1 protein-coding gene is annotated in these 20,451 nt (G+C 61.3%); it reads right to left on the bottom strand.

Going from position 1 to position 20,451, the window contains the following annotated elements; all coding sequences use genetic code 11:
* Positions 1–2: 2 nt before the first annotated feature.
* Complete coding sequence (locus CSQ93_RS05400; protein WP_099377096.1) at positions 3–20,417, bottom strand: two-partner secretion domain-containing protein; 20,415 nt, start codon at positions 20,415–20,417, stop codon at positions 3–5.
* Between the last annotated feature and the right edge of the window lie 34 nt (positions 20,418–20,451).

A 20,451-nucleotide genomic window follows, 5' to 3' on the forward strand; every position in this document is an offset into this window, starting at 1 on the left:
TATTACCCCTTTGCATTATTCTCAAAAACGCGCTTAAACACCTTATTACCGACATTATATTCTACCACAAATGCTGTGGGTCTAACGTCAGCACCCACATACGTAGGTCGAATATCAACACTTACTTTCTTTCCATCTTTTAACGCAGCAGCCCATGTCTGCTCCATGGCTTTCCATTGACCTTGATTCAAACTCGAGTTCATTGGCACAAGGTTAATTTTCTCCCCCGCACCATCGAATTGTGCGCCAATCAGATGCCCACCTTCATCACCAGCAACGCCACACTTGCCTGCCTTGCACTGCTGATATCCATTCCTATCATGCTTGTTCAGGGTAAGTTCACCCTCGACATGGACAACGCGTGAAAATTCATCCGTACGATAGGTATGATTTGAATCCACTACATAAACAGTATTTGGCTGAGGTTTATTCAATTCCTTGTTCCACTCACCTTTTTTTCCTGATTCTATTTCCTTGACCGGCTTGGCATCAATCTCCAGATTCTTATTGGGATTTTCCGAATTATTCGGATTCGGATTCTGATTCTCAGTCTTTTCATTGACCACTTTATTCTCATGTGGCTTTTCGCTAGCTCCCTTATGTGGCGCTGGAACATCTGGGGCGCCATCTTTCAAATTTACATGGGCATTGGGGAAAATTTTAGCTATCCTCCCGGCATTTTTTATCATGCCAGCGAATCCGCCCAGCCCAACCATCGAAATCGAAGTACCGCCAACTGCACCGTTATCGATCCCCGACTGGCTGTATCCCGCGTCTTTGAAACCTTCACCGAAGAAAGAGCTAACCAGATCCGTGGCCTGATTTTTCAAGTTCTCCACTGCTGGTATTTTATTGACACCATAAATGATCGCCCCAGACGCAAAATCAAGCGCTTCAAGGGTATACTTTGCACCGATATTACTATCAATCAACTTCCCAAATTTGGTGACCACCTCGCCGACGCCCTGCGTTCCCTTATCAATGACCTTGGTCCCCAGAAAAACATTCGGCTGAGCATTGTCTGGCGAATAATCATATTCCCCCACGTCGCCTGGTGACGCCACCGCCCCCAAAAGAGTTTGCTCCACACGGGGAGTGCGCGGCGTGTTGACTGCAGAAATACCAGCATCCGCAAACGTCTTTTGTATATCGGTAATCTGCTCAGCTGACGCCCCCAGCAGTCCCAGGTAATCGCCGATGCGGCGATTCACTTCCGCCTGAGGTAGATTTTGCGACTCCGGATCGAAGCGCAAGTCGGACACCAGCTTTAACTTTTGCCATGACTCCTGGGACGTCAGGCCGTTGAAACCGGCCTCCTCCCCCATTTGTTGCATCCTGGCCTGCTGCTCCTGCGACAATCCCTGCATAGATTCAGGGATATCCGCATGATAAAGAACACCAGATACCTTGCTGCCCGCAGCGGAAGCGGACGCACCAAGCAACCCGCCACCCAGGGCACCCGCGGCGGTGGAAGCGAGTACACGCGCCGTACCGCCTTCGCTCCACTCACGGGTAATTTCCGCGGCTTGGCGCAACAGCGCATCGCGCTGCTCCGGCGCCATTGGCTTGGCCGCCTGTTCCCGCAACTTGGCGGCCTCTTCCAGTTTCTTATCTGCATACTTGCCGATCTCGGACGCAGCAGCCACGCTGAATGCCTCGGTAATGGCCACCTGCGCCTGAACTTCCTTCTCGATCGCTTTTGCGTCCCATCCTTTTTTTAACGCACCGCTACTGTCCTTTTCGCTGCTGACATCGCGATTAAGTCCAGCCAACATCTCCGCTGCCGTCTTGCCATTCAGCGCCTGCTGCTTCTCCACATCAGCAATCACTATGGTGCCGCCACTAATACCGGAGGTCGTGGTACTACTTTGACTACCCGATGTACTACCAAAGCCCGTTGAACCGCTACTGCCCGATTTTGCATTCGCTGCGGCTGTATCGGCTGTAGTGATTGCCTCATTCTGCGTACCCACTTTCGCACTAGCCGACCCGCTCAAACTGAACCCGCTCGCCGAATGCTCATCCTTGTTCTGCAGCTCACTCGTCGTCAAAGTACCCGTGATCAGCGAGTTCTTGCCATCGGCAATCGCCTTGCCGCTGCTGGCAATCACGCCCGCCTGCAGATCGGTATTGCCGGTGACGTTGATCTGGAAGCCACCGTCGCCCGCCTTGATGCCGCTTTGCTCGGTGACGCTGGCAAAATCGCCGCTGGCCTTGCTCTTCGAGACACTTCCGCCGACGCTGCTGGCGCCATAGCAGAACGGAGGAATGCACAAGCTCATGTTGAAGCCCGCACTGCTGCTCTTGCTGGCGTAGGTACTCGTATCCTGCAAGCTGATAATGTTCAGGTTGCCGCCGATGGCGCCCTTGACCGTGTCTGCCGCCAGGATCGCGCCTTGCAAGGTCGTATCGCCACCACTGATGACGGTCGCCGTCTTGCCTGCCGTCACATAGGTGTTGGTGTAGTAATTGTCCGTGCCATCGGCCTTGCCGCGCGCTTGGTTTGCGGCAATATCGAGGCTGAAACCGTTCTGCGCCCCGCCAAAGGTATAGCCGATGCCGATGCTGGAACCGCTGCTGCTGTTCTTGCTCGTTTGCGTTGCCGTATTTTGCGCCGCAAGCAAGTTGATCTTGTCGTCGGCAAACAAGGTAAGATTGCCGCCCGCGCCAATCTTGCTACCGGCCACCGTCAAGTCGCTGCCCGCCCCCGCCCCGGTCGCAACAATGCTGACGTTGCCTGCCGCATTGACAGCGCTGCCAACCACCGTGCTGCTGCTCTGATGCATTTCGCTTTCGCTCTTGCTGCTGCCCAGGCTGACGCTGATCTTGATGCCAGCAGTGTTGGTCAATCCCTTCGAAGCCATGCCAGCCAGATCCGTGGCCTTCGATGCCAAAGTTACGGCCGCCAGGGCCTGCATGCGCGAGTCCTTTGTCTGTTCGGCGGCCTTCGCCAGGCTGCCGATGCTTTTTACGGCATCGACAATCGGCACGTTGACCGTGCCGCCAAGGGCCACCTTGCTGAAGGTCGTGTGCTGCTCGCTGGCATTGCTGTTGTACGCCTCCTTGATCAGCACATTCTTGCCCACGATGCTGATATCGCCGGGCAAGCCGCCATTCGCACCCGCGCCGGTCGCCAGCACTTCGCTGGCCGTCTGCGTATACGTCTCGCCCGCGCGCAGCGACACATTGCCGCCCAAGCTGGCAATCTGACTACCGACTTGCACCACACCCGTGTTCTTGCCATCGCTGGTGGTTTTTACCGTGCCGAAGGCTGGCTGGGTGAAGCTGCCGATAAAGCCGGACTTCTTGCTGTAGCTGCTAGACGTCGTGTCCTTGTCGTTCTCGGCACTGACGATGCTCAGGTTGCGCAAGGCGGTCAAGTCAATGTTGCCATCGGCTACCACCGTACTGCCCTTGATAGCGACGTCGCGTCCGCCCACCATCGTCACACTGCCGCCACTGACGGCGCTGCCAGCCTGGGTAACGGTGCGGCCATCGTCGGCCTGGCTGGTCAGCGACTTGCTCAGCCCAAAGGTGCCGCTCTTCTTGACTTGCTTGGAGTGAATCTCCTTCCCGTCCAGCCCGACGGACTCGATGCTGATATCGTTTTTCGCAATTAAGTTGGCTGCTTCGTGCGCAAGTACCGATGAACCCGCCACCTTCAGATCATGCCCGGCGACGATATCGACGGTATTGCCCGTCAATGAAGTCCCCAGCGCCGTGCTGGTCTGCACGAGATCGCGCGTGGTCGTGGTTTTACTGGAGAAGGTACCGCTTTTCTTGACCTTGCTTGCCACATCCAGGCTGTCGGTAGCCACGCCATTGACCAGGCTGATATCATGGCCCGCCACCAATCCCAGCGCCCCGCCCGCCTGCACATCCGCCGCGCGCGCCGTCAGATCATGGCCCACCTGCAAATTGACATTGCCAGCCCCCATGATCTGGCTGCCCACTTCGCCTGTCTTGCTTTCTTTGCGGTAATTGTCCGCGTTGCGCACTTCGTCGTGCGTCGAGGCGACGGTGACGGTATTGAGGGCCAGGTTATTGCCCGCAATCAGGCTGGTCTGACCATTCGCGCCGGCATTGGCGATGACGCCAGCGGTGAGTGTCATATCCCTCCCCGCTTGAGCAATCAGCGTATTACCTTCACCAGTGCCGGTGACATACAGCCCAGCTACTTTGTCGACTACCGTGCTGCTGTCACTGATGGTTTTTCCGTCCCGCAAACGCACACTCGAATCACTGGCGGTCGTCGTCACGAGGTTGATGTCGCGGCCCGCGCTTGCCAGCAGCTGCGTTTCGGCAACGACGCCACTCGCGCGGATATTGATATCGTTTCCTGCCATCAATGCCACTTTGTCGCTTTGCACGTCGCTGACCAGCTCCTTGGCAAAATCCGACCCCACAGCGTTCGTGGCTTTTGCGACGACCGAACCAATACTCAAGTCGCGCCCGGCCGAAAGGCTCGTCGCTCCACCAGGCGCGGCATTGCTGACGATTGCGCCCGTGATGCTGAGATCGCGCCCTGCAGCAACAATCATGTTGCCGCTACCGCTTGCGCCGCCACTGACATAAAGGCCCGCCACGCGGTCGATCACGTGTCCGCCATCGAGCGTGCCAGTGGCGATATTGATGTCCCGTCCGGCGCTGGCTTGCAGCGTACTGTTCGCGGAAATAGTCCCGCTGATGTTGTTGAGGTCATTGCGGGCGGCGATGGCAACCGCATCGCCATCGATGCGACCACCGAGGTTATTGACGTTCTCCGCATTGAGCAACACCACGTCACGCCCGGCAATGGTGCCGCTGTTGGTCAGGTCGCCGGTGATATTGATATCGACATTTTTGCCGGCCAACAAGGCACCGGTGCCGTCGATGTCATCGGCGCGCAGACGCACATACACTTGCGGCACCAGCGCCTTTTGCGTGCTGCCGTCGGCCAGCGTGACTTCGCGCTCGACCAGCCAGACGATGTCGCTGGTCAATGCCGCCATCTGCTCTGCCGTCAATGCCACGCCGGGACGCAGGCCATGCTGCTGGGCATAGCTGACGCCAGCGTCCATCAGGCCGCGGAATTGCTCTTCGTCGTTGCTATAGTCGCCAGTAAAACGGTGGCCCGTCAGGTCGGCGACCTGTTCGCGTACCAGTTGCTGCTCATAGAAGCCATCGCCCAGCCGCTTTTGCGTGACGGCGGGATCCAGTTGCATTTTGCTGCTCATGTAGTCCGAACCCGTCCAGGTGCGGTACTCGGCAAAGCGAGGATCGGTCTCAACCAGATACTTGGCCGACGCAGAAGGACTGATCTTGAACAGGCTCGCATTCGGCAGTTGCAGGGGTTTGGCCCCGGTCCTGACGACTTCCGCCTTTCCACCCGGATTGGCCAGCGCCACTTGCCGGATCAGCGGCGAGCGCGCCTGGCCTGCGCCAGGCCCTGCCGCGACCTTGCCAGCAGCGCCAGCCGCCGTGCCGATGGCAGCTTGCGTGCCCATCCCCACAGCCGCCTGCGTGGCGCCTGCCGCGCCATCGACCTTGGACAAGGCACTACCCGCCACCGCGCCAGGCTGCGCCGCCAGACCGGCATTGCCGGTCCGATCACTGCCACTGAGTCCTTTAGCCCCAGCAACGCCGGCCGGGCCAGCTACGGTGCCCGCAGCCAGGCCCGCCGTATCGACACCGCCCAAGCTTGGCGCGCCCGTCACTTTCACGTTGCTCCCAGCTACCGTTCCCACAGTGCCAGCCTGGCCCGCGCTGCCAGTGCGGTCGCTGCCGTGCAAGCCTACCCCGCCATTTACACTGCTTGGCCCGCCCTGCGAGCCGATTGCCAACTGATTCGGATCGCGAATGGCGCTGGCATTACCCTCACCAACTGCCGCGCCCACACCTGCCGCGGCTACGGCGGAAATGCTGCCGGCCTGGCCTGCCTGTCCGGCCCGGTCGCTGGATTGCAAGCCGCCGCTACCGCTGGCCACGCCCGCACTGGCTACGTTGTTGCCGGTAGCGACGTTGGAGCGCAGGATAGAGGACATACGAATATCGGCGCCGCTGCCGTCGGCCGCAGACACCGTCTGACCCGCCACCGAAGCGACCCCGCCCGTGCCGCCGATATTGCCCAGTTGGCTATCGCCTGGCGCACTGGCCGCCCCGGCATTTGCCACACCCTGCCCCGTACTGGCGGCCACGCCGGCAACGGAACCCGCTGTATTGCCTACCGTGTTGAGCCAGACAGTGACATTGGCGGTGCCGGCGCCACTGCTTGCGCCGGCAGAGGAGACATTCGCGCGCGCCCCAACACCGTTGGAGGGCGCGCCGCCCGAGGACGGCGTGTCCGGTCCGTTAACAGTTCTCGTACCATCGACCTCCAATACAAGGTGCTGGACCTCAAAGTCCCGAACCTTCTCCGGCACTTCCATGTCGAGGTACATGTATATCGTGTGCGTTCCTTTTTCGGTAATCAGGGTCTGGTTACCCGTAGAAATATTTTCCTCAATGACACCCTTGACCTTCAGCGCCTGCCCTGCGACAAAGCGGCTGTTTTCATTGCGGATTTTGTACGCATCCACGGTCAGGTTACCACCTGCGCTAATGACAGCAGGATCAGTCTCCGTCACCCGACTGGTGCTTGTCGTGCGCCGAACACTATATTCACTGAAGTCATATCCACCGTTGTTATCGGGCGTATCCAGCCTGCGGTTTCCATCGGCGCCTAACGTCGTTGAGACCCCCGGTGCATTGTCGGCATAGATTTTGCCATCCCTCGCATGATACTCTCGGACATTTTCCGACTTGCCCGTTGAAGTAAACTCGACGGCAAAGTGATTGTTCAACAAGGTAATTTCGCCAGCCCTCAGCGCCAGGTTGCCCATGGCCTGGATGGTGGCGCTGGCATTGGTCAGGCTGGCTACAGCACCTGTAGCGTAGCGGTTGCCATCGAGACTGCCGCCGATCGCCATGTCCCCTGAGCTGAAGATCAGCGCATGTTCCCTGTTGTTGATGGTAGTGGCACCGATATCGAGGCTGCCGCGCGACGCTATCGTCGCCGCCACGCCGCCCTCGACAGCATTGTTCAACGTGCCCGCCCCGATGCTGAGCGCGGTGCCATAGATGCGCCCGCTGCCGATATTGGTGAGCGTGCCCGCATCAATCTGCGTATTCACGCCATCGATCACGCCGCGGTTAGTCAGGATCGCTCCGACATTCACCCTGGTGGTGCCGGCATTGATGTCGCCGCTGCTGGTGTTGTCGAGACTGTAGGCATTGAGCGCCAGTATCTGGCCTGCCTGCACCTTGCCCGCGTTGACAAGGCTGCCACCCACGCTGAGGCTAGCATTGCGGTTGGCAATCACCTGCGCCCCCGCTTCGACAACATGATTGCCGCTCAGATCCAGGCTCAGATCCCCCCTGGACATCACGTTGCCACTACCGCTCAGGCCTGCAGCCTTGATCGCCGCCAGTTCGCCGCCAATGATGGTGCCGCCGCCATTACTGATGCTCAGGCCGCGGCTCGCGCCCTCGTCCTTGACACTGACGGCATTGTTCGCGCTGATCAGCCCGGATGTATTGTTCACGCTGCCGTTGCTGCTGATGCTCAGGTTATTGTCTGCACGCAATCCACCCTGGCTATTATTGATCGTGCCTGCGGACAGGTTGACGTCGCGGCCTTCGATTCCCTTGTCAGCCCCCTGCGTTGCCTGGTTGACGATGGCGCCAGCACCCAGCGTGACGACGGCGCCGCCACGTATCAGGCCGGACGTGTTGTCGATCGTGCCGGCCCCCGCCTGCAAGCCCAGATTGCCCACCACTTGCACTTGGCCGCCCTGATTGGCCAGCCCGCCGATGGCCAGTTCCAGGCCGCCGCTGGAGACAATTTTTCCGCCCAGATTATTGATATAACCGCTGCTGCCGCCTACCTGCCCCGCCGCGCCCAGGAAACCAGCCGCGTTGTTCCAGGCGCCAGTCGCCAGCGTCAGCGTCCCGCCGCTGCTGATGCCGCCATTGCTGCCGGCATGGCTAGCCGCATACGCTGCGGCATCGCGGTTATCGAGCGCCTGGCCATGGGTGTTGATGACGATCGCGTTGCCTGCTTGCAGCAAACCGCCACGATTGCTCAGCTCTCCAGTTTGCAGATTCAGTACTTGCGTGGCGGCGATGGTTCCCTGGCCATTGTTCAAGCCCTGTCCCGCCGTATCGATGCTGACGTTGCGGCCCACGATGCTGCCTGCAGAGGCATAACCGGAAGCCAGCGTATTGCCAAGGCTGGTGCTTTGCAAAACAACGTCCGCGCCGGCCTGGATTTGCCCGCTGTCGTTGCGCAACTGGCCCGTGGTCGCGCGCAGATTGCCCGTGACGCTGGCCAGTTTGCCGCCTGTATTATCGATACTGGCAGCCTGGATGCCGAGATTGCCATTCGCGGCCACCAGGCCGTCCTTATTATCCAGCGCCTGGTTCAGCGTCAGTGCAAGGTTTCCGCCCGTCGTCAGGTTGCCGCCGCGGTTCGACATACTGCCGGCCTGGAGCGTCGCGTTGCCTCCCGCTGCGATCTTACCGCCGTTATCATTACTCAAAGAAGTGCCGGCGCTCAGTTCCAGTGTGGCGCTGCCCGCCGCCTGTACCGTACCACCCTGGTTGTTGATGACCTGCGCGCTGACGGTGGTATTGCCATTGCTTGCGATCAGGCCACCTTGATTGTCCAGCACTTGCGCGATGCGGATATTGCTGGCGCCCTGCCCCAGCTGCACCAACTCGCCCTGGCGGTTATCCAGGCTGCCGCTATCGATAGTCAACTGCCCCGCCTGCGTACTGGCCTTGCGAAAATCGATACTGCCAGCGGTGATCTTCAGGCTGCCATTGGCGGTGATTTGACCGCCCTGCCCGTTCAAGGCGTCGGCAATGACGGCCAATTGCCCCAGACCTGCGTGTTCGATCCGTCCCCCGGCGTTGCTCAATGTGCCAGCGCCCAGGGTGAGGTTGGCGCTATTGACGGCAATCCGGCCATCGGTATTGTCGAGTGCGCCATTTGGCGTACTCATGACAATGGCCGTATCGCCGCTGCCGCTCTGCACGATGCTGCCCTTGTTATTGTTCAGGTTAGCTGTCTGCACCACCAGTTGGCCGGCCACGATATCGCCACGGCTGTTATCCCACGTCTGGCCATTGCCGGCTTGCGCGTTCACATTCAGCGTACCGACCGTGCCGATGCTGGCGCCGGCCGTGCTGACATTACCCTGCGTCGCCGTCAACGCAATGTTCGCCGCGCTATTCACGCTGCCAACAAGATCGACGCCGCTGCCCGTCATGCTCATGTTGCCTGCCGCCAGATTCTGCCCGGCTGCGCGCAATTGCTGCGCCGTCGTGACCAGCAGACTCCCTGTGCCTGCCAGCTTGCCGTCCGCCTGCATGCCCGCCGCCAGCAGGCCGCCCGCCCCGCTGTCGAGGCTGGCGGCCGTGATGCTGGTATTGGCAAGCGCGGCAATCGTACCGCTGTTGCTCACCAGTCCCGTGGCATTCAGCACTTGCGATGCGCCGTACATGCTGCCGCTATTGCTGACATTGGCTGCCTGCGTGACCAATTGTCCGCCGGCAAGGACGCTGCCGCCGTTATTGTCCAGGTCTTTCACTTGCAACCTGGCATCGCCGGTAACCGCCTGCAAGGTACCGCGTGCGTTGGTGACATCGCCTGCGGTCAGGACCAGTCCGGTAGCGCCAGCCAATGTGCCGCCGCTGTTGTCGAGTTTCGCACTAGCGGTTATGTCCAGCACGCCGCCAGACAGCACGCGACCGCTCTGATTGCGCAAGTCTGCCGTTTGCAGCGCCAGGCCACCATTGCTTTCAATCCGGCCGCCAGCGTTGTCGAGACTGGCGCTGGCCGTGAGCGATGTGTTGCCCTTGCCCAACTGCAATAATTCACCCTGGCGATTGTCCAGTATGGAGGTGGTAACGCTCAGTTGCTGCGCCATGGCGCTGGCGTTACGATGATCGATATAGGTGGCGCGCACGTCGAGCGCGCCGTTACCCGTAATCTGGCCGCGTTGCCCATACAGGTTAGCCACGCTGATGCCCAGGGTGCCGCTACCCGCGTGCTCGATCTTGCCGTCCACATTGGTCAGTGTGCCGGCCGCCAACTGGAGATTGCGGCTGTTGACCGCGATACGGCCGGCCGTATTGTCCAGCTGGCCCGCGCCAGCCAGGTTGATGGCGCTATCGCCACTCCCTGTCTGGATGATGCTGCCGCCGGTATTATTGAGGTTAGCCACCTTGACATCAAGCTGCCCGGCGCTTAACTGGCCATGTTGATTGAGCAGCACCTGGCCATTCTGCGCGCTGGCCGTAATACTCAGCAGACCAGCCGTAGCGAGCACCGCATTGGCGGTCGTGATATTGCCGCTGCCAGCATTCAAGGTAATACTGCCGCCACTGGTCTGGCTACCTGCCAGGTCCAGCGATGCCCCACTGAGCGCAACAGTGCCGGCCGCGAGATTCTTGCCGCCTGCCTGCAGAACACCATTGCTGCGCACAGTCAAGTCGCCCACCTGTGCCAGCGCGCCACTCGTCGTCAAGCCAGCCGCCAGCAAGCCACTGCCGGACACGCTGCCCGCCGTCACACTGGTATTGCCCAGCGCAGCGATGGAACCGGTATTGACCAAGCTGCCGGCTACGTCCAGCGACTGCTGGGCGCCGGCATACAGCAAGCCGCTGTTCAGCATGTCTCCGGTGACTGCCAAAGTCAGATTGGTGGCGGCACTGAGTTCGCCGGTGGCATTGACCAGGCTGGCAGCCTTCACACTCAGAGCACCACGCACGGCTTGCACTACACCCTGCATATTGTCCAAGGCCAAGGCATGTACCTGCACATTCTCCTTGCCAACGATCGTGCCTTCCTTGTTGTTCAGTGCACCCTGCGACGATATTGTGACATCGCCTTGTGCGCTAATATTGCCCTTTGCATTCTCCAGACTGCCTGTCGTCATTTGCAGCACACCATTTGCTGCGATGACGCCACTGCGATTGTCCAATTCCTGCGCCACCTGCACCGTGAGCGCCGTTGTCGACTGCAATTTGCCGCCCTGATTGCTCATCGCATCGGCCGCGATACGCAATTGCTGGGCCGAGGTGGTCGCCATGCTGTGGTTGAACGTGCCGGCAACGATATCGACCAGGCCATTGCCCGTAATCGTCCCGCTGGCACCAGTGAAGGCTGGCGTCGTGATTGCCAGCGTTCCCGCTCCCGCATGCTCGATCTTGCCAGCGGCGTTCGTGAGTGCGTTCGCTGCGAGGGTCAGATTGCTGCTATTGACGGCAATGCGCCCGCCAGTATTGTCCAGATTACCCGTCCGGATAACGGTATCGCCCGCGCCGGTCTGTAACACCGTGCCTTTTGCGTTGTCCAGATTGCCTACGTGCAGGTCGAGCTGGCCCGCCTGCAAGCTGCCTTCCGTGTTGTGCAAGGTGGCGTTTGTCGTGACGTTCAATGTACCCGTTGTCGCGACGATCGCCTTGCTGGTCATGACATCACCCTGTATTGCCGTAAGGCCGATGTTGCTGGCGCTCGTCTGGCTGCCGCCGATATCGAGCGTGGCGCCGCTCAGCTTGACACTGCCTGCCGCCAAGTTTTGACCATGCGCACCCAACGCTTGCATCGTGTTCACCGTCAGGTCGCCAGCCGTGCCCAGGCTGCCATCGGCCCGCATGCCGGCACCAAGCAGGCTGCTTGCGCTGCTGTCGAGCGTCTTTGCCGTGACGCTGGTATTGCCCTGCGCCGCGATCACGCCCGTGTTCACGATAGCGCCGCTGGCGGTCAGGGTCTGGTTGCCGGCCGTATACAAGCTGCCCGTGTTGTTCAGACTGGCCAGTGTCGCGTTCAGGTTACCGCCGGCAAACACGCTACCAGCGGTATTGTTCAAGTTCGCCACGTTCAGGGTGGCGTTGCCGGCCACGGCCTGCAATTGGCCCTTGGTATTGTCGATATCGCCACCGGTCAATGCCAGATGACGTCCTGCTGCCACCGTACCATCCGTGTTGTCCAGGCTACCGAAGTTCAATGCGGCATCCTGCGCCGCCACGATGCGGCCTGTGCTGTTCAGCAAGGTTGCGGCTTTTACCAGTGCGTCGCCATTGCTCTCGATCTTGCCGCCCGTGTTGTCCAGCTGGCCGGTAGCCGCCACCGTCATCAGTCTGGTACCTGTCTGTGCCAGGCTGCCGGCACGATTGTCCAGGCTGCCGGCATTGACGGTCAGCTGATTGGCCACCGTCGTTGCATTGCGGTGGTCCAGGGTGGCTGCCGTGATGTCCAGCTTGCCATTGCCCGTGATCTTGCCGTGCTGGTTGTTGAATTGCGCTGCATTAATCGCCAGGATGCCGGCACCCGCGTGTTCCAGCTTGCCATTGACGTTCGTCAACACGGTCGCGTTCAAGGCCAGGTTAGCGCTGTTGACGGCGATGCGGCCTGCCGTGTTGTCCAACTTGCCGGTGGTGATGACGGTGTCGCCGGTGCCCGTCTGCACGATTTCGCCGCTGGCGTTGTTCAGGTTCGCCACGTTCAGTTGCAACTGACCAGCCACCAGCTGGCCCTGGTTGTTCACCAGTGACTGGGCGTTGTTCGCGTTGGCGGTAATGGCCAGCACATTGCTGGCCGAGATGACGGCTTTATTCGTCAGTACATCGCCAGTATTTGCCGTGATGGCGATGTTTGCCGCGCCCGTCTGGCTACCCGACACATCGACCGATGCACCTGTCAACTGAGCACTGCCTGCTGCCAGGTTCTGTCCGCTCGCTTGCAACACGCCATCGGCATTAATCGTCAGATCGCCCGCCGTACCCAGGCTGCCGTCCGCTTTCACGCCAGCACCCAGCAGGCCGCTGCTGGTCACTTTGCCAGCCGTAATATGGGTGTTGTTGACGGAAGCAATCGATCCCGTGTTATTCAACAGGCCGCCCACCGTCAGTTGCTGGTTGCGGCCCGCATACAGCAGACCCGCGTTGTTCAGGTCAGCGGTCACTTTCGCCGTCAGGTCCGTGCCGGCACTCACCGTGCCCTGCTGGTTCAGCAAGGTCACAGCATCCAGATGCAAATTGTCCGCCTGCAATACACCGCGCGTGTTGTCGATATTCACGCCGCCCACATGCAAATCGGCAGTCGCTGCCATCACGCCATCGGTATTGTTCAGCGCTCCCTTGCTGGTAATGCTCGCCGATGCAGCGGACGTGATGCGGCCCTTGCTGTTATCCAGCACGCCTGCTTGCAGATTCAAGATGCCCGTGCCCGCGTGTTCGATCTTGCCGTCCTTGTTGGTGACGCTGACGGCATCGATGTTCAAGTTTGTGCTGTTGACAGCAATGCGGCCGGCCGTGTTGTCCAGATTGCCGGTGACGATGCTGGTATCGCCCGTGCCCGTCTGCAACACCGTACCCTTGGCGTTGTCGAGATTGCCTAAATGTAGATCCAGCTGGCCCGCCTGCACCGTGCCTTCCGTGTTGTGCAAGGTGGAGTTCGTCGTGATGTTGAGCGCGCCTGGCGTCGTGACCACCGCCTTGTTCGTGGTGACGTCACCCGTTGTTGCCGTCAGGCCGATGTTCGCCGCGCTGGTCTGGCTGCCGCCGATATCGAGCGTGCCGCCAGTCAGTTTGGCATTGCCTGCCGCCAGGTTTTGGCCATGCGCAGCCAGCGTTCGTGTAGTGCTGATCGTCAGGTCGCCAGCCGTACCCAGCTTGCCATCAGCCTGCATGCCAGCACCGAGCAAGCTGCTTGCGCTGCTGTCGAGCGTCTTTGCCGTGATGCTGGTGTTGCCCTGCGCCGCGATGACACCCGTGTTCACAATGACGCCTGTTGCGGTCAGGGCTTGATTCCCGGCCGCATACAGGCTGCCCGTATTGCTCAAGGTATCGAGTGCGGTGTTCAGGTTACCGCCGGCAAACACGCTACCAGCGGTATTGTTCAAGTTCGCCACGTTCAGGGTGGCGTTGCCGGCCACGGCCTGCAATTGGCCCTTGGTATTGTCGATATCGCCACTGGTCAATGCCAGATTGCGGCCTGCCGCCACCGTGCCTTCCGTGTTGTCCAGGCTGCCCAAGTTCAATGTGGCGTCCTGCGCCGCCACGATGCGGCCTGTGCTGTTCAGCAATACCTGGGCTTTGACCAGCGCATCGCCATTACCTTCGATCTTGCCGTCCATATTGTCCAGCTGGCCCGTAGCGCTCACCGTCATCAGGCCGCTACCCGTCTGCGCCAGGCTGCCGGCACGGTTGTCCAGGCTGCCGGCGTTGATGGTCAGCTGATTCGCCACCGTCGTCGCATTGCGGTGATCCAGTGTGGCTGCCGTAATGTCCAGCTTGCCATTGCCCGTGATCTTGCCGAACTGGTTGTTGAACTGGCCCGCGTTGATGGCCAAGATGCCGGCGCCCGCGTGTTCCAGCTTGCCATTGACGTTCGTCAAGACTGTCGCATTCAGGGCCAGGTTAGCGCTGTTGACGGCGATGCGGCCGGCCGTGTTGTCGAGTTTACCTGTGGCGATGACGGTGTCGCCAGTGCCCGTCTGCACGATCTCGCCGCTGGCGTTGTTCAGGTTGGCGACATTCAGCTGCAGCTGACCGGCCACCAGCTGGCCCTGGCTGTTCACCAGGGATTGTCCATTATTCGTATTGGCCGTGATTGCCAGCAGATTGCTGGCCGAGATGACGGCTTTGTTCGTCAGTACGTCGCCGCTGCGTGCGGTGATGGCGATGTTGGCAGCCCCCGTCTGGCTGCCCGACAAATCAATGGAATCTCCTTTCAGCACGGCGCCGCCCGCCGCCAGGTTCTGGCCGCTCGCTTGCAACACGCCATCGGCATTAATCGTCAGATCGCCCGCCGTGCCCAAGCTGCCGTCCGCTTTCACGCCGGCGCCCAGCAAGCCGCTGCTGGTCACTTTGCCAGCCGTAATATGAGTGTTGTTGACGGAAGCAATCGAACCGCTGTTGTTCAACAAACCGCCGACCGTCAGTTGCTGATTGCGGCCCGCATACAGCAGACCCGCGTTGTTCAAGTCTGCGCTGATGCGCGCCGTCAGGTCCTTGCCGGCGCTTACTGTCCCCTGCTGATTCTGCAAGGTCGCCGCATCCAGACCCAAATTATCCGCCTGCAATACACCGCGTGTGTTGTCGAGAGTGACGCCGCCGATGTGCAAGTCGGCGGCCGCCGCCAGCACGCCATCCGTATTGTTCAGCGCCGCCTTGCTGACGATCTCCGCCGAGGCGGCGGACGTGATAAGGCCCTTGCTGTTGTCCAGCACGCCAGCTTGCAGATTCAGGATCCCCGTTCCCGCATGCTCGATCTTGCCATCCTGGTTCGTGACCTTGGTGGCATCGATGCTCAGATTTCTGCTGTTGACCGCGATGCGCCCGGCCGTGTTGTCCAGATTGTCGGTGACGATGGTCGTGTCGCCCGTGCCTGTCTGCAAGACAGTACCTTTGGCGTTGTCCAGGTTTGCCGCATGCAGGTCGAGTTGCCCCGCCTGCAAGGTACCGTCCGTGTTATGCAGGGTCGTGGTGGTCGTCACATTCAATGTGCCCGGCGTCGTCACCACCGCTTTATTCGTGCTGACATCGCCCTGGGTTGCCGTCAGGCCGATGTTGGCGGCGCCGGTCTGGCTGCCAGACAGATCCACATTGGCGCCGGTGAGATTGGCGCTGCCCGCCGCCAGATTCTGGCCATGCGCAGCCAGCGTTTGTGTAGTGCCGATCGTCAAGTCGCCAGCCGTGCCCAGCTTGCCATCGGACTGCATGCCCGCGCCGATCAAGCTGCTTGCGCTGCTATCGATGGACTTCGCCGTGATGCTGTTGTTGCCCTGCGCCGCGATGACACCCGTGTTCACAATGGCGCCGCTGACGGTCAAGGTCTGGTTGCCGGCCGCATACAAGCTACCGGTGTTGTTCAGGGTATCGAGCGTCGTGTTCAGGTTTCCGCTGGCAAACACGTTGCCCGCGTTGTTGTTCAGCTTGCCAACGTTCAAGGTCGCATCGCCCGCCACGGCCTGCAACTGGCCTTTGGTATTGTCGATATCGCCACCGGTCAACGCCAGATGACGCCCCGCGGCTACCGTGCCTTCCGTGTTGTCCAGGCTGCCCAGGTTCAACGCGACATCCTGCGCCGCCACGATGCGGCCCGTGTTGTTCAGCAATACCTGGGCTTTGACCAGCGCATCGCCGTTACCCTCGATCTTGCCACCCGTGTTGTCCAGCTGGCCGGTGGCGCTCACCGTCATCAGTCCGGTGCCCGTCTGCGCCAGGCTGCCGGCACGATTGTCCAGGCTGCCGGCGTTGATGGTCAGCTGATTCGCCACCGTCGTCGCATTGCGGTGATCCAGGGTGGCTGCCGTGATATTGACTTTGCCATTGCCTATGATCTTGCCGAACTGGTTGTTGAATTGCCCTGCGTTAATCGCCAGGATGCCGGCACCGGCGTGTTCCAGCTTGCCATTGACGTTCGTCAGCACCGTCGCGTTCAAAGCAAGATTATGGCTGTTGGCAGCGATGCGCCCGGCAGTGTTGTCCAGCTTGCCTGTGGTGATGACGGTGTCGCCGGTGTCCGTCTGCACGATCTCGCCGCTAGCGTTGTTCAGATTGGCCACGTTCAGCTGCAGCTGCCCCGCGACCAGCTGGCCCTGGCTGTTGACCAGTGACTGGGCGTTATTCGCGTTGGCCGTGATGGCCAGCACGTTGCTGGCGGAAATCACGGCCTTGGTCGTCACGACATCCCCAGTATTTGCCGTGATGGCGATATTCGCCGCACCCGTCTGGCTGCCCGACAGATCAATGGAGTCGCCTTTCAGCACGGCGCCGCCCGCCGCCAGGTTTTGCGCGCTCGCCTGCAGCACGCCATCGGCATTAACCGTGAGATCACCAGCCGTACCCAGGCTGCCGTCCGCTTTCACGCCGGCGCCCAGCAAGCCGCTGCTGGTGACTTTGCCAGCGGTAATTGTCGTGTTATTCACAGAAGCGATGGAGCCGCTATTGCTCAGCAAGCCGCCCACCGTCAGTTGCTGATTGCGGCCCGCGTACAGCAGGCCCGCGTTGTTCAAGTCTGCGCTGAGGCGCGCCGTCAGGTCCTTGCCGGCGCTTACTGTTCCCTGCTGATTCTGCAAGGTCACCGCGTCAAGCTGCAAATTGTCCGCTTGCAATACGCCACGCGTGTTGTCGATCCCAATACCCGTCAACTGCAGGTCCTGCGTGGCGGCAATCACGCCGTCTGTATTCTTCAGCACACCTTTGCTGGCGATATCTGCCGAGGCAGCCGAGGTGATGCGCCCCTTGCTGTTGTCCAGCACGCCGGCCTGCACTTGCACGCTACCATTTCCGGCGATGCTGCCGCGCGTATTGTCCAGCGCCTGCGCCACGTCCACGCGCATCTGTCCCGGTCCCGTCTGCTGCAGGGTACCGTCGCTATTGTCCAGCTGGCCGGCTTGCACGGTGACCTGCTGCCCGGAAGTGATGGCATGGCGGTGATCGATTGTTTCCGCCTGGATATCAACTAAACCATTGCCCGTCACCTTGCCCCGTTCGTCATCGAAACGCGTCGTCTCAATGTGCAAGCTGCCCGTACCCGCGTGTTCGATGCTGCCGTCGCGGTTCGTTACCTTGTCGGCCTGCAGCGCCAGCCTGGCGCTGTTGACGGCGATGCGGCCGCCCGTGTTGTCCAGGGTGCTGCCTTGCAAGGTGGTGTCGCCAGTGCCCGTCTGAATCAGGGTGCCGCCACGATTGTCCAGCGATCCCGTTTTCAGATCCAGCTGTCCCGCGCTCAGGGTGCCGCGCACGTTCGACAGGGCTTGACCGCTGCCGGCCGCCGCCACGGACAGCAAGCCGGTGGTCGTCACCAGCGCGTTATCAGTGACGACATGGCCCGCGCTGGCATTCAAATCAATGGCCGCGCCGCCCGTCTGGCTGCCGCTCAGGTCGATGGCGGTGGCGTGCATGCTGGTCTTGCCGGCGCCCAGGTTCTGGCCATGCGCACTGATAGCTTGCGCAGCCGTCAGCTGCAACTGGCCGCTGCCTGCCAGGCTGCCGTCGGCGCGGATGCCGGCGCCCAGCAGGCTGCCGGCCGTGCTGTCAATGCGGCTGGCATCGATGCGGTTGTCGCCCTGCGCAGCGATGACGCCGCTGTTGCTGACGGCGCCGCTCACCTGCAGCGCCTGGCTGCCAGCCGCATACACATTGCCGCTGTTCAGTACTTCGCCAGCCTTGGTGGCAAGGTTGCCACCGGCAAACACGCTGCCGGCCGTATTGTTCAGTTTTGCGACCGTCAGTGCCGCATCGCCTCCCACGGCCTGAATCTGGCCGCGCGTATTGTCGACGTCGCCAGTGTCCAGGCGCAGCTTGCCGCCCGCCGCCAGGGTCGCCTCGGTATTGTCCAGCACGCCCGTGGACAGTGCCAGGTCCATGCCCGACACGATACGGCCCTTCTGATTTTGTACATGACCCGCCTGCACGCTCAAGGCGCCATTGCTTTCCAGCGCGCCACCGCGATTGTCCAGCCCGTCGCGCACCTGCACGCCGGTCGCGCCTTGGCCGCTTTGCGCCAGGCTGCCGCCCCGGTTGTCCAAGGTGCCGGCGTTGATGCTGAGCTGCCCCGCCACCGTGCGGGCATCGCGGTGGTCGATGTGTTCCCCGCTCAGCGCCATGGCGCCATTGCTGATAATGCTGCCGCGCTGCAAGTTGATCTGCGCCGCGCCGATCTCCAGCGCGCCCGTGCCCGCATGCTGGATCTTTCCGTCCTGGTTGCTCAGGCTGCTTGCCTGCAGGCGCAAGGCCTGGCTATTCGTGGCGATGACGCCGCGCGTGTTGTCCAGTGCACCCGGCAAGCGGATGGCCAGATCACTGTTGCCCAGTTGCATGATCTGGCCGCCCACGTTCGACAAGCCGTACGCCTGCACGCCCAGCTGCTGGCCAGTCAGCTGCGCCGCATCGCTGCGCACGGTGTGGGCCGCGTCCAGTTGCAGGCGGTCGCGGGCGGTGACCTGCGCGCGGCTGGCGTCGAGGTCGCCAGCGCTGGCGCCCAGGCTGACGTTCCCGCCAGAAACCTGCGCTCCAGCAAGGTCCAGCCGGCGCGCCGCCAGGCTGCTGTCGCCGCCGGCCACGGCCGTACCGTGCACGGCAATGGTGTCGCCGGCAGAAACACTCAGCTTGCCGCTGGCGGCCAAGGTATTGTCCAGATTCAAGCCAGCCGCCAGTACCGAACCAGCAGTGGCATCGATGCGCGCTGCCGCGCCCGTGGCTTGCACCTGGACATTGCCCTGGGCAGCGATCACGCCGCTGTTCGCAATATTGCCCTGCGCCTGCACCTGGCTGTCGCCGCCCGCATACACGGTGCCGCTGTTTGCCACGTCGCCTGCGACGGCAATGCTCGTCTGGCTGCCGCTACCTGCCGACTGGATATTGCCGCTATTGCTCAGCCAGCCATTCGATTGCAGCACCAGATTACCCGCCGTGGCCGCCAAGACGCCTGCATTGCGCACACCCAGGCCCGCTTCCGTGCCTATCAGGGTGATCTTGCCTGCGTACATGCCGCCCAGTTGCGCCACGTCCAGCGCGTAGGCTGGGGCCGGGCCCGCGCCAGATGCGGCGCCTGCCACGCCATGCGCCGCATCGATCTGGTTAGTTCCCGTCACCACCTTCAATTCCTGCGCCCAGATGCCGCCATTGATCTGCGCGGCGCGCGCGAGGATGGCCGTGTAGTCGCTCAGCGAGGTGTCCAGGCCGCGCCCGTTGATGGTCACCACGCCGCGCTGCACCATGTAGCCGTCCAGGCTGCCGCCATTGAGGATAGGCGTGCCCGTCGTCAGCGTGACCCGGCTGGCATTGATGAAACCGCCGCCATCGATGGCCACGCCGGCCGGGTTGGCGATCACGACTTCGGCGCGCTGGCCCGCTACCTCAACATAGCCGCGCAGCTGGCTGGGGTTGGCCGAATTGACTTCGTTGAGGATCACGCGCGCGCTGCCGCCCGCCAGCCAGGGGTTGCCCTGCACCCAGCCGCCCGTCTGCGTCTGCACGTTGCCGCGGCTGTTGTTGAGGATGGCGCCGTTCGCCGTCACGTCGAACTGGCTGTAGGTATTGCGCGACACGCCCGCCGCGCTCGGCGTCTGGATATTGACCTGTGTCACGCCATTGGCGCTTTGCACCACGGTCGGACGCTGCCTGCCCGGCGCGTTCGGATCCGCAACGATCTGCCCCATGGCCGGGCCGGACACAAAAGCCACCATGCCCAGCGCGCCAAATATCGCCAAGGCCAGCGGCCGCAACTTAGCATTGCCCCCGCCGCCATCACCGCCAAACACGCCACTGTCCAGGCCACCTTCCCCCTTGGCCGCCTTGCCTTGCGAGGAAGCATTTTCGGCCACCACCATCAATTGGCCACGGCGTTTGTTGAAGATGATGCGGTACAGGTTCTTGTTCATGAAATGTCCTAATGACAATTAAATGATGCGATAA

The organism is Janthinobacterium sp. BJB426 (assembly GCF_002735705.1).
GTDB lineage: Bacteria > Pseudomonadota > Gammaproteobacteria > Burkholderiales > Burkholderiaceae_D > Janthinobacterium.